This is a genomic window from Clostridium pasteurianum BC1 (genome assembly GCF_000389635.1).
Lineage (GTDB): Bacteria > Bacillota > Clostridia > Clostridiales > Clostridiaceae > Clostridium_I > Clostridium_I pasteurianum_A.
In genome coordinates, this window is sequence record NC_021182.1 from 2,621,196 (window position 1) to 2,634,388 (window position 13,193).

Genomic DNA, 13,193 nt, shown 5'->3' on the forward strand with positions numbered 1-13,193 from the left:
TATTTGAGGCAGCTTCAAAATAGAAAATAACTAGTCAGTATGCTGGTGTATTTTCTGCTTATTTATTTTTAATGCCTAATAATTTTGGAGGTAACCAATGATTAACCTAAATTTTCAGCAGATATTTAAACTTATGAGACCTAAGCAATGGATAAAAAACTTTTTTGTTTTTGCAGCAATGATATTTTCTGGTAAATTTACTGATTTACATATATTTATAATAAATATTTTTGTTTTTGCAATGTTTTGTCTAGTATCTTCCTGTGTATATATATTAAATGATCTGGTGGATGTAAATAAAGATAGACAGCATCCTGAAAAGAAAAATAGACCTATTGCCAGTGGAAAAGTGACAAAATTACAGGCAATAATAGCAGAAATTATTCTGCTTATTTTAGTTTTTACCATATGCTATAAAATAGATCTAAAATTATTAGTTGTATTTTTACTTTATTTTATCATTAATATATTCTATTCTTTTAAATTAAAAAATGTAGTTATAATAGATGTTATGATAATAACTTTTGGATTTGTACTTAGAGTTGAAAGTGGAAGTGTTGCAACTAATGTACAGTTATCTCCATGGATGATTTTATGTACAATTTTAATTTCGTTGTTTATGTCACTTAACAAAAGAAAAAGTGAAATTATTACATTAAAAGATACAAGTGGTAATCATCGAAGGATATTAGATGAATATTCAGTGGATTTGATAGAAAATATGCTCACTATAGTAACTCCAAGTATTCTCATTGCCTACTGTCTGTATACATTCAGTTCTATCCAAAGTAGAACAATGATGCTTACCATTCCATTTGTACTCTATGGTATATTCAGATATCAATATCTGATGATGAAGCGTAATATAGGAGGAAAGCCTGAGGATGTTTTTCAAAAGGATATACCTTTTTTGATTAATGTAATATTATGGGGAATTACTGTTATATCAATTATATATTTTAAACTATAAGTTTATGTGGCTAAAATTCTGAATAATATCCATTGGATATTTCATCATATTTTGGTATGTGATATGTAAATTTTAAAGTAAAGTCAGCACTTATTTTAATATGTCAAGTTAAAAATATTTAGAATAGTATTGTTTAGTAATTTAATTAGGAATATAATTCTTATAGATATTATTATATATATTATAATTGCAAATTCATTTAAGCTGAGGGGGAGTATGTTTGTCCCTCTAATTTACATGAATTATCTATGAAACTGTCCATGTTATATCACGTTTAAAGGAACGGTAGTATTACACTGGCTAGTTTAAGATAAATTTTGCAACAGTGAAAAATAATCCATATCAGGAGGTATTCTTTATGATTTTATCTAACAAAGCAAAAAATATTTCGCCATCTCTTACTTTAGCTATTACTGCAAAAGTAAAAGAGATGAGGAAAAATGGTATAGATGTTATAGGTTTTGGCGCTGGTGAACCTGACTTCAATACTCCTAAAAATATTCAACTTGCAGCTATAAAGGCAATGGAAGAAGGTTATACTAAATATACTGCTGCATCGGGTATAATAGAGTTAAAAAAGGCTATAGCTAATAAATTTAAGAAAGATAATAATTTAACTTATGATGTATCACAAATTATAATATCAAATGGTGCAAAACAATGTATTAATGATGTTTTTCAGGCTATATTAAATCCACAGGACGAAGTTATAATTAGTAGTCCTTATTGGGTAACTTATCCTGAACTAGTGAAATTAAGTGATGGTGTACCTGTAATTATTACTACTGAGGAAAAAAATTCTTTTAAATTTACTATTAATGACCTCGAAAAGGCTGTTACAGCAAAAACTAAAGTTATAATATTAAATAGTCCCAATAATCCAACAGGAACAGTTTATTCAAAAGAAGAAATTGAAAAAATTGCAGAATTTGCAAAAAAACATGATTTATTAATTATTTCTGATGAAATATATGAAAAATTAATTTATGGTGACTTTAAGCATTTTAGTATTGCAAGCATAAGCGAAGATTCTTTTAAAAGAACAATTGTAATTAATGGTATGTCTAAAACTTATGCTATGACTGGTTGGAGAGTTGGATATGCTGCTAGTGGTAATACTGAAATAATTAAGTTAATGTCAAATGTACAAGGTCATACTACAGCTAATCCTAATTCTATAGCTCAGTATGCCTCTGTAGAGGCATTAACTGGAGATCAATCTTCAGTAGAATTTATGATAAGTAAATTTAAAGAGAGAAGAAATTATATGGTAAATAAAATAAACAGCATAGAAAATGTATCATGTACCAGGCCTGAAGGTGCATTTTATGTAATGATGAATATAAGTAAATTAATAGGTAAAACAATAAATGGAAAAACAATAAATGGTTCTATTGATTTTGCTGAAAGTCTTTTAGAAGATAATAAAGTAGCAGTAGTTCCTGGAGATGCCTTTGGTGTTTCAGAATATGTTAGACTTTCTTATGCAACTTCTATGGAAAATATAGAAGAGGGACTGGAAAGAATACATAATTTTGTAAATAAAATTTATTGAAATCGTATTAAATATTTTCTAGAATTTACTTGAATAAATTATTGTAAAATGATAAACTTATTAAAGAGATTTCAAAATAGTATATTAGTTAACAGAGGTGGATATAATGGTAACAAAAGAAGTTACAGTAAAAAGTTCTACTGGTTTACATGCTAGACCAGCTACTCTATTAGTAAAAAAAGCATCATCTTTTAAATCAGATGTTAGTCTTGAATACAATGGTAAAAAGGCTAATATTAAAAGTTTAATAGGAGTTTTATCTTTAGGAGTTACTAGCAATGCTGTTGTTAAAGTAACTGCTTCAGGTGACGACGAAACTTTAGCAGCTGAAGAAGTTGCAAAATTAATTGAATCAATTGCTGAATAATTAGATTCATAAGATAAAAGGATAGCTCATAAGGCTATCCTTTTATCTTTGCCGTAAAGTTGTTGAAATTTTAAGGAGGCTTTTATATGAACCCTTGGTATAATGAAGCAGTATTCTATCATATTTATCCACTGGGATTTTGTGGAGCACCAAAGTCTAATGATTTTAAAGCAGAGCCAGTAGAACGTCTAGAAAAAATCTATGATTGGATTGATCACATTAAATATTTAGGTGTCAATTCTATTTATTTTGGTCCAATATTTGAGTCAACATCTCATGGTTATGACACAACAGACTATAATGTAGTTGACAGGCGTTTAGGGAATAAAGATACTTTTATTAAGCTTGTAAATACTTTGCATAAGAATAATATAAGAGTGGTAATTGATGGCGTATTTAATCATGTAGGTCGTGATTTTTTTGCATTTAAGGATATACTTTTAAAGGGCCAAAAATCAAAATATTGCAATTGGTTTCACAATCTAAATTTCAACCAAAAAAGTCCATTAAATGATCCCTTTAGCTATGATACATGGAATGGATACTATAATCTCGTTAAGCTTAATCTCAGTAATCAAGAAGTGAAGGAATATCTTTTTGAGGCCATAAAAATGTGGGTTAAAGAACTGGATATTGATGGCTTACGTTTAGATTGTGCAGATTGCCTTGACTTTAATTTTATTACTGAGCTGTCTTCCTTGTGTAAAAAAACAAAATCGGATTTTTGGCTTATGGGTGAAATTATACATGGCGATTACAACCGCTGGGCAAACACTACTATGCTTGACTCTGTGACAAATTATGAATGCTATAAGGGATTATACTCCAGTCATAACGACAAGAACTATTTTGAAATTGCCTATTCTTTTAACCGTCAGTTTGGAGACAACTTTGGTATATATAGAAATATTTACTTATATAATTTCCTTGATAACCACGATGTAAATCGAATTGCAAGTACATTAAAGTGCTCAGATTATATTTACCCATTACATGTACTTTTGTTCACTATGCCTGGTATCCCTTCTATTTACTATGGCAGTGAGTGGGGAATTAAAGGTACAAAGAATATTTCAGACGATGATTTACGTCCTGAACTGGATCTAACAAGTATATCATCAAGTAACTCTAATAAAAAATTAATAGAATTAATCCATGAACTGGCTAAAATACGAAAAAATTCAAAGGCATTAAAACATGGGAAATATTTTCAGATTAGAGTACTGAATGAACAATTTGCATATGCCAGAATACTGGAAGAGGATTGTATAATTATCATAGTAAATTTATCAGAAAAGGCTAGTTCCTTAGAAATTGATATACCTGTAAAAGGGGTTAAAGTGCTTGATATTTTAAATAATAAAGAAACATTTAAAATTGAAAATAACAAGTGTCTTATACCAGATTTGCTTCCTTGCTGGGGAAGAATTCTTAAGGTAGAGTAAGAATAAACTATAGCAATTTGACTTTATCACCTAATATTTTGTTGATAATGAATTTAATAATTTATTAACATGTAAATTTAAATATTTATGAATGTATGATATAATATGAAATGTATTTTACATTAAGCAACCTTTGCTAGGAGGAAATTTATATGAGAAACATTTACCAAACACCGCTAAATACTAGATATGCATCAAAAGATATGTCGTATCTATTTTCTGATGAAATGAAATTTAAGACTTGGAGAAAGTTATGGGTGGCTTTAGCTGAGAGTGAGAAAGAATTAGGTTTAAATATAACTGATGAACAAATAGAAGAATTAAAAGCTCATATTGATGATATTAACTATGAAGTAGCAGAAAAAAGAGAAAAAGAAGTGAGACATGATGTAATGAGTCATGTATATGCCTATGGAGTTCAATGTCCTAAAGCTAAAGGTATAATACACCTTGGTGCCACAAGCTGTTATGTAGGAGATAACACAGACATTATCATAATGAAGAAAGCTTTAATACTGATAAAGAATAAAATTATAAATGTTATTGAACATTTATCAGAATTTGCATTAAAGTATAAGAAATTGCCTGCTTTAGGTTATACTCATCTTCAGCCAGCTCAGCTTACTACTGTTGGAAAGAGAGCTACTCTTTGGATGCAGGATTTACTTTTAGATCTTGAAAATATAAATTTTGTAATTGATACCATAAAACTAAGAGGAGTAAAGGGAACTACAGGTACTCAAGCAAGTTTTATGGAATTATTTGATGGTGATGAAGAAAAGATTAAAACATTAGAGAAAAAAGTTACGGAAAGAATGGGTTTTAAAGAAGCTTATGCTGTAACCGGTCAAACGTATTCCAGAAAAGTGGATTCAATAGTATTAAATACGCTTTCAGAAGCAGCACAAAGTGCTTATAAGTTCAGCAATGATTTGAGAATACTTCAAAGTTTTAAAGAAATGGAAGAGCCTTTTGAGACACATCAAATAGGTTCATCTGCTATGGCCTATAAGAGAAACCCTATGAGATCAGAAAGAATAGGATCTCTAGCAAGGTATGTAATTGTAAATTCTCTTAATCCAGCTGTAACTGCTGCAACACAGTGGTTTGAAAGAACTTTGGATGATTCAGCAAATAAGAGAATCTCTATTGCTGAAGCTTTTCTAGCTTTAGATGGAGTATTAAATCTATATATAAATGTATCCAGTAATTTAGTTGTATATGATAAAGTTGTTGCTGCTCGAGTAAACAATGAATTACCTTTTATGGCTACAGAAAATATACTAATGGAAGCTGTTAAAAGAGGTGGAGATAGGCAGGAACTTCATGAAAAAATAAGGGTTTACTCCATGGAAACTGCAAAGCGTGTAAAACAGGATGGACTTGATAATAATTTAATAGATCTAATAGCTAAAGATCCTGCTTTCAACATAAAGAAAGAAGAAATACTATCAATATTAGATGCTAAAAATTTCGTTGGAAGAGCACCTGGGCAGGTAACAGATTTCATAAATGATTGTGTCAATCCTGTATTAGAAGCCAATAAAAATATTTTAGATATAAATGTAGACATAAACGTATAATTTTATATTATAAAAAAGCTGCTGGTATAAACCCTAGCAGCTTTTTTATTTACAATGTATTATTAACTATCCTATCTATGTTACTGCTTATTAAGCATTCTTTGAAAAAATTTATTTTATACTTTTTAAATTTTTGAAATACACGTTTAATAAATTATAGGTTATAAAATCTATAGTAATTAACAATACTATATTTATCCGATGACTAACCGCTATAACACTCTACCGCACTCGGTGAATCGCTTTTCTAAAGATGGAGATATATCGGTACGTCCCTGGAGAGTTAATCTAAACCAGTGGGAATGCAAACGCCCACTGAATAAGATTTATCGATAAAGTTAAATATAATCTTATAAAAGGAAAGGAGGAATACAAATGGTAAGTACTTTAAATTATCCTGAAACTATACCTGCTCAAAAACAAAACCAACAACCAGGCTTGGAAAAATTAATGAATCCTAAGCCTATATTCGACGATCCAGAATATAAAGGTACTGGCAAGCTTAAAAATAAAGTAGCTATTATTACTGGTGGAGATAGTGGAATAGGTAAGGCTGTGGCAATAGCTTATGCAAAAGAAGGAGCTAAAATAGCTATAATCTATTTAAATGAACATGAAGATGCAAAAGACACTAAAAAGATTATAGAGGATAAAGGCTCATCCTGTTTAGCTATTCCTGGGGACCTTGGTGATGATCTATTTTGTAAAGAGGCAGTAGATAAAATAATTAAAGAGTATGGTAAAATAGATATACTTGTTAATAATGCAGGTGAACAGCATCCTCAAAATAGTATTGAAGATATAACAAAGGAACAATTGGAAAGAACATTTAAAACTAATATATTTGCTATGTTTTATATGACAAAAGCAGTAATGCCATATTTAAAAAGTGGAGATTCAATTATAAATACTGCATCAATTACTGCCTATAAGGGAAATGAAACACTAATTGATTACGCATCTTCAAAAGGTGCTATAGTTTCATTTACAAGATCATTATCACTTTCTTTAGAAAGTAGAAATATAAGGGTCAATGATATTGCTCCTGGTCCAATATGGACTCCACTTATACCTTCTTCTTTTAGCGATTATGAAGTATCACAATTTGGTTTAGATACACCTTTAGGAAGAGCTGGTCAGCCAGCCGAACTTGCTCCTGCGTATGTATTTTTAGCATCTAATGATTCATCCTATGTTTCAGGTCAAACACTTCACATAAATGGAGGAAATATTTTAAACGGCTAAGTATATCAATAAGTTCATTATTTATAAAAAATTTATAAATATAGTAATTGACAAGATTATTAAATTACTGTAGAATAACACTAAATATTAAATATAGAAATATTAGGTTATTCTGACTAGGAAAACTAGAGGGAAATCTCATTATGAGATTTCCCTTTTTGATTTATCCGATGACTAGCTGCTATAACACTCCATGGCATCTTTGAAAGCGATTTACACAAAATCGAAGATTTTTGTTCGATGCTTGCACCCTGTGAAAGCGAATAAAAACAAAATAAAATTTTGTTTTGCCTGCTTTTATAAAGCTAGAGATAACAGTAGCACATTCCCGGTTAGTTAATCTAAACTTAGTGGAAACACAAACTCCCACTAAGTAAAATTCATTTATAAAATGAAAATCATTAAAACATAAATAAAATAAAGTGAGAGTGAATAAAAATGAGTGAAGTATTAAAAAAGGAAGTATTGGAAAATTTGTTAGAAAGAAGAAGTATTAGATACTTTAAAAGCGAACAAATAAAAGACGAAGATTTACAGCAAATATTGGAAGCTGGAAAATATGCACCTAGTGCTGCTAATCAACAATCCTGGCATTTTACTGTAATACAAAATAAAGAAGTATTACAGAAGATAAATGATGTAGCAAAATCTGTGTTTGCAAAATCAGGAAATAAAAATTATGAAGAAAGATCAAAAGCAAAAGATTTTAGTGCCTTTTACCATGCTCCAACCTATATTATAGTATCTGCAGATGAGAAAGCCATTGCCCCAATTGCTGATAGCGCTCTTGCTCTAGGTAATTTATTTTTAGCAGCTGAAGCCTTAGGTATTGGATCTGTTTGGATTCATGCCGTAAATTTTCTGTATACTACTGAGGAAGGTAGGGCTTTATTTAAAGAGTTAGGAATACCTGATGGCTATGTTACTTATGGTTCAGGTGCCTTCGGTTACAATGCTGGAGAAAGGCCTAAGGCTGCTTCAAGAAGAGATGGAACTGTTAATATCATAAAATAGATTGATTTATAATTTTTTTACTGCTTAACAATGTATAAACCTATACTCGGCAAGTAATCCTTATAAGCCTCCATAGCACTAGATTTGTCTGTAAATTTTTTTGTAAAGAAAATGAAGTATTATCAACGGTTTGCTGAATTACTTGCCAAATTGAAGATAAATATAAAAATAGTTAATAAATATTATTGAATAATAGTACGATTACTAACTAGAAAAACTAGAGGTGGTGTTACAGTGTAATGCTTCCTTTTTCCTATTTTGTATAAAATAGGATGTGATAAACAAGATGATAGAAAGTATTTCTTTAAAGATATATGGAATGACATGTTCGCTATGTTCAATTACTATTGAATCCAATCTTGAGAAGCTTGAGGGAATAAAGAAAGTAAATGTAAGTTATTCAACTGAAAAAGCTAAATTAGAATATGATTCAAGTAAAATTGAACTAGGTAATATCAAAAAGAAAATAGAATTATTGGGTTTTTCAGTAGGAAAAAATAAAGAGAAATACAGTAGTGATGGTATAGATCCTAGTTTGATACAAGAAAATAAATTGAGAAATACCTTTATAATCTCTGCTGTTTTAAGTTTTCCATTAATTTTGGCTATGGTACTTGGGGGATTAGGATTTTGTCATGATTACATCGATCCTAATTCCACTACAAAAATTGGTGCATTTATTGCTTATCTAAGATGGAGGACACTAATACTTCATGATTGGAGATTGCAGTTTGTATTAGCTACTCCAGTTCAGTTTATAATAGGCTTTAGATTCTATAAAAATTCATTTTATGCTTTACGTGCCAGAGTTGCCACTATGGATTTACTTGTTGCAGTAGGATCTACAACAGCATATTTTTATAGTCTGTATATTGTATTTTTTCAAAGACCGGCTTTCCTCTATGGAATGAGGAATATATATTTTGAATCTTCAACTGTAATCATAACCCTTGTTTTACTTGGAAAATATCTTGAGGCTATGGCTAAAGGAAAAACATCAAAGGTTATTAAAACATTAATGGGGCTTAAACCTAAAAATGCCAGAGTTTTAAGAAATGATGTTGAAGTAGATATATCAATTGAAAAATTATTAGTTGGAGATATTGTCATTGTAAGGCCAGGAGAAAAGATCCCTGTAGATGGAATAATTATAGAAGGTACTTCAATGGTGGATGAGTCTATGCTTACTGGTGAAAGTATACCTGTTAAGAAAAATGAAAAAGATTTTGTAACAGGTGCTTCTTTAAATAAAAATGGAAGCTTTAAATTTCAAGCTACAAAAGTTGGGGATGAAACAGTTCTTTCTAACATAATAAAGATGGTTGAAGAAGCTCAGGAAAGTAAAGCCCCAATACAAAAAATTGCTGATAAAATATGTGGTTATTTTGTACCATTTATCTTCTTGGTGGCATTTAGTACATTTTTAATTTGGTATTTTATTATATATCAAAGCCAATTATTAGATATTGCTTTGATTAATGCTGTTTCAGTTCTAGTGGTTTCTTGTCCATGTGCACTTGGACTTGCTACTCCTACAGCAATTATTGTAGGAATGGGGAAGGGAGCACAAAATGGAATATTGATTAAAAATGGTGAATATTTAGAAAAAATATGCAAAATAAATACTATAGTTTTTGATAAAACTGGAACTATTACAGTAGGGAAGCCAGCGGTCACTGATGTGATTATATTGGACAAAAGTCATGAATATGATGAGAGAAAAATAATTCATATTGCTGCCATGGCTGAAAGAAGATCCGAACATCCTATTGGTGTAGCTATATATGAAAATGGAAAAGAAATAATAGATCAGCAAAGTGCAGCGGTTGAAAGCTTTGAAGCTATACCAGGAAAAGGAATTGAAGCAGTTGTTAAGGGTAAAATTGTACTAATTGGAACAAAGAAACTAATGCAAGAAAATAAAATTGATCTTAAAAATGCTGAGACAATTTTTAATTCCTTCCAAGAAGAAGGTAAAATTGCAGTGTTTATGGCTATAGATAATAATTTGATTTCGGTTTTAGCTCTTTCAGATAAGATTAAGGATAAATCTAAAGATGTAGTTCCTTCTCTTAAAAAAATGGGGATAGAAGTTTATATTCTTACTGGAGATAATAAAAAGACAGCTTTTTCTGTAGCAAACAAAGTTGGTATAGAAAATGTTATGGCAGAAGTCCAACCAGGAAATAAAGCAGAGGTTATTCAAAAATTAATGAATAAAGGCAAGATTGTAGCCATGGTTGGAGATGGTATAAATGATGCACCAGCTTTAGCAACAGCAAATATAGGCTTTGCAATTGGTACTGGTACCGATGTAGCTATTGAAACAGGGGATGTGATTTTATTAAGAGATGATTTAATCACATTACCATTATCAATTAAGCTATCAAAGAAAACTATGGATAAAATCAAACAAAACCTATTGTGGGCATTTATTTACAATTTAATAGGAATACCAATTGCTGCTACTGGTCATTTAAACCCAGTTTTAGCAGCGGCAGCTATGGGTTTAAGTTCAATATCAGTGCTAATTAATTCATTAAGTTTAAAAAAATTTAAATTTATAGACAATAAAATATAGAAATAACTTATACATATATAGGCTTTATTGTATGTATTATGGTTGTATAGTTGTATTCATATAGTAATTTAATTAGATATATAACAAAAAATAATTTTATTTAAATTAAATAGTAGTTAAATATTAGTACTGACTAGATAGCTAGAGGTAGCTTTTAAAATAAAAGCTACCTATTTTATAAAATAGCATCTGTTACTTTATAGGATAAAACATATAAAACAAATGTGAATAATATTGTTCTTATAAGGTAGAGATAATTGTATTTAAATTATTTTACTATTAGTTCAATGTATGTAACAAAATTGATGAAAGTTATTTAAACTTTAATATATTAAGCAAATGGGGGATTTAATATGAAAAAGAAATTTAGAATTTTAGTAGCAACTATAACATCTCTTTTAGTCGCATTATCACTAACAAGTTGTGGTAAGAGTCAGAGTGCTGCAGCAACAGATGGAACAAAAAAACTGTTTACAATTAGGATGGTAACCCAGACAAGTTTTAATGAACTTAATATTGCTGACGAACTTGGATATTTTAAAGAACAAGGTATTAAGATTGAATATACTGGAGTACTTAAACCTGGTATAACTGAATACCAACTTATTGCACAAGGAATAAATGACGCATTTGTTGGAGGGCATCCACCAAATGTAGCACAGGCTAGATTAGCTGGCATAAAGGTTACAGCCGTTGCACCTGGTATGGTGGATAATCCTAATTTTCCTCATGTAAGGTACTTAGTAAAAAGTGATAGCCCTATAAAGACATTGGATGATATCAATGGTAAAAAAGTTTCTATTTCTGGTGTAGCTGGATGTACAGATGGATATCTCAAGTATTATTTATTGCAAAAAGGCAAGACAGATAATATAAAATGGGTAACATTACCGAATCCAGGGCAGCAGGAACAGTCTTTGACACAAGGGCTAGTAGATGTTACAACTTCCCATCCTCCTTATGCAGGATTAGCAGTTGCTGCTGGTGGAGTACGTCAGATTGGTACAAGTTGGGATATTCTTCATTCACCAGGAGCAGGCCTTTCAGTACGTGGCTTTAGTGATCAATTTATAAAAGATCATCCTGATGTGGTTAAGGGTTTTACTGAAGCATTATATAAAGCACACGTATATATAAATTCACATCAGAATGAATCTAAAGCTATTATTGCTAAATGGTTAAAACTTAAACCAGAAGATTTAAGTGTATTCTGGTATGATGAAGACAAAACTATAAATCCAGAATATATAAATAAATGGTTTGATATATCTGAAAGCATAGGATTGTGGAAGAAGGGAGATATAAAACCTACTGATATTTACACTAATGATTATGCTCCAAAATAATATTTTTGATTACATAATCTGTATTACTAAAATATTATATTAAGATTTATATATAAAAGCTATTGATAATATAATTTAATAAAAGCTGGGTTAAAACCTAAAAAAATTTTTACTCAGTTTTTATTAGATTAATTTTATAAATTGAATTTGATATTAAAATAATTTTATTTATTTTATAAAATTTACATGGAGAATGTAGAATGTTATTAAAAATTATATGGAGGGGATAGAAAATGTTATTAAAAAACTTAAATGAAGGGAATGGAGTATTAGTAAAGAATTTAAATAAAGGGAATGGAGCAGTATTAAAAATTTTTAGAAAAATATACGAAGTGATTTACAATCTATTAGCTGTATTTATTTTTATTGGACTATGGGAATTTATTGCTAGGCTTAAAATAATTAATCCTATATTTTTACCACCTTTTTCAAAAGTTGTTGCTGCTTTCTTAGAGCTCTTCATTTCTGGGGATATATATGCCAATCTTTTTATAAGTCTTCAAAGGTCATTAACTGGATTTTTTGTAGGACTTATTGTAGCAATTCCCTTAGGACTGATAATAGGTTGGTTTAAAAAATTTGAGAAATTTATAGATCCTCTCATACAAACTTTTAGAAATCTTTCAGTTTTGGCACTTTTGCCTGTATTTGTACTTTTTTTTGGCATAGGAGAAACCTCTAAAGTAGTTGTAATAGCCTGGGCAGTCACATGGTCCGTACTTTTAAACACTATTTCAGGTGTTAAGAATGTTGATCCTCAACTTATAAAGGCTGCTAGATCAATGGGAGTTTCAAATTTTTCTTTATTTAAAACGGTAATTTTTCCAGGAGCTTTAACATCAATTTATACAGGTATAAGAATAAGTGCAACAACTTCTATTTTAGTATTGATTGCTGCTGAAATGCTTGGTGCCAATACAGGATTAGGTTATTTATTGTATCTTTACCAATCAAACATGAAGATACCTGAGATGTTTTCAATTATAATTATATTAGCTTTATTGGGACTATCGGTAAATTACTCTTTAGTAGGTTTAGAGAAAAAATTATTTAAATGGAAGGAAGTATTTAAATAGAAATAATAGAT

Annotated in this window: 10 protein-coding genes; all 10 read left to right on the forward strand. The window is 29.8% G+C overall.

Annotated elements, in window-relative coordinates:
* Positions 1 to 97 precede the first annotated feature (97 nt).
* Positions 98 to 970 carry a decaprenyl-phosphate phosphoribosyltransferase gene (locus tag CLOPA_RS12315; protein WP_015615764.1) on the forward strand — a complete coding sequence of 291 codons (873 nt, stop codon included), beginning with the start codon at positions 98 to 100 and terminating at the stop codon, positions 968 to 970.
* Positions 971 to 1,328: 358 nt separating this feature from the next.
* A complete protein-coding gene (locus CLOPA_RS12320) occupies positions 1,329 to 2,525 on the forward strand; it encodes a pyridoxal phosphate-dependent aminotransferase (protein WP_015615765.1) in 1,197 nt (398 codons plus the stop codon).
* Between the two features lie 106 nt (positions 2,526 to 2,631).
* Positions 2,632 to 2,892 (forward strand): HPr family phosphocarrier protein, encoded by a 261-nt coding sequence (locus tag CLOPA_RS12325; RefSeq protein WP_015615766.1) that lies wholly within the window; start codon positions 2,632 to 2,634, stop codon positions 2,890 to 2,892.
* Between the two features lie 86 nt (positions 2,893 to 2,978).
* A complete protein-coding gene (locus tag CLOPA_RS12330) occupies positions 2,979 to 4,337 on the forward strand; it encodes an alpha-amylase family glycosyl hydrolase (protein WP_015615767.1) in 1,359 nt (452 codons plus the stop codon).
* A 152-nt stretch (positions 4,338 to 4,489) separates the two neighbouring features.
* Positions 4,490 to 5,920 (forward strand): adenylosuccinate lyase, encoded by a 1,431-nt coding sequence (gene purB / locus CLOPA_RS12335; protein WP_015615768.1) that lies wholly within the window; start codon positions 4,490 to 4,492, stop codon positions 5,918 to 5,920.
* A gap of 375 nt (positions 5,921 to 6,295) precedes the next feature.
* Complete coding sequence (locus tag CLOPA_RS12340) at positions 6,296 to 7,165, forward strand: SDR family oxidoreductase (RefSeq protein ID WP_015615769.1); 870 nt, start codon at positions 6,296 to 6,298, stop codon at positions 7,163 to 7,165.
* Positions 7,166 to 7,603: 438 nt separating this feature from the next.
* Positions 7,604 to 8,179, forward strand: coding sequence for a nitroreductase family protein (locus CLOPA_RS12345; protein ID WP_015615770.1), 576 nt, complete (start codon positions 7,604 to 7,606; stop codon positions 8,177 to 8,179).
* Between the two features lie 286 nt (positions 8,180 to 8,465).
* Positions 8,466 to 10,760, forward strand: coding sequence for a heavy metal translocating P-type ATPase (locus CLOPA_RS12350; RefSeq protein ID WP_015615771.1), 2,295 nt, complete (start codon positions 8,466 to 8,468; stop codon positions 10,758 to 10,760).
* 353 nt (positions 10,761 to 11,113) lie between these two features.
* Positions 11,114 to 12,106: an ABC transporter substrate-binding protein gene (locus CLOPA_RS12355; protein WP_015615772.1), complete on the forward strand. Its 993-nt coding sequence runs from the start codon at positions 11,114 to 11,116 to the stop codon at positions 12,104 to 12,106.
* Positions 12,107 to 12,339: 233 nt separating this feature from the next.
* Positions 12,340 to 13,182, forward strand: a complete 843-nt coding sequence (locus tag CLOPA_RS12360) for an ABC transporter permease (RefSeq protein WP_015615773.1) — start codon at positions 12,340 to 12,342, stop codon at positions 13,180 to 13,182.
* Positions 13,183 to 13,193: the final 11 nt, after the last annotated feature.

Excerpts from the sequence above, each read along its gene's own strand:
- CLOPA_RS12315 (WP_015615764.1), top strand. The coding sequence starts at position 98 with ATGATTAACCTAAATTTTCAGCAGATATTTAAACTTATGAGACCTAAG.
- CLOPA_RS12320 (WP_015615765.1), top strand. The coding sequence starts at position 1,329 with ATGATTTTATCTAACAAAGCAAAAAATATTTCGCCATCTCTTACTTTA.
- CLOPA_RS12325 (WP_015615766.1), top strand. The coding sequence starts at position 2,632 with ATGGTAACAAAAGAAGTTACAGTAAAAAGTTCTACTGGTTTACATGCT.
- CLOPA_RS12330 (WP_015615767.1), top strand. The coding sequence starts at position 2,979 with ATGAACCCTTGGTATAATGAAGCAGTATTCTATCATATTTATCCACTG.
- purB (WP_015615768.1), top strand. The coding sequence starts at position 4,490 with ATGAGAAACATTTACCAAACACCGCTAAATACTAGATATGCATCAAAA.
- CLOPA_RS12340 (WP_015615769.1), top strand. The coding sequence starts at position 6,296 with ATGGTAAGTACTTTAAATTATCCTGAAACTATACCTGCTCAAAAACAA.
- CLOPA_RS12345 (WP_015615770.1), top strand. The coding sequence starts at position 7,604 with ATGAGTGAAGTATTAAAAAAGGAAGTATTGGAAAATTTGTTAGAAAGA.
- CLOPA_RS12350 (WP_015615771.1), top strand. The coding sequence starts at position 8,466 with ATGATAGAAAGTATTTCTTTAAAGATATATGGAATGACATGTTCGCTA.
- CLOPA_RS12355 (WP_015615772.1), top strand. The coding sequence starts at position 11,114 with ATGAAAAAGAAATTTAGAATTTTAGTAGCAACTATAACATCTCTTTTA.
- CLOPA_RS12360 (WP_015615773.1), top strand. The coding sequence starts at position 12,340 with ATGTTATTAAAAAACTTAAATGAAGGGAATGGAGTATTAGTAAAGAAT.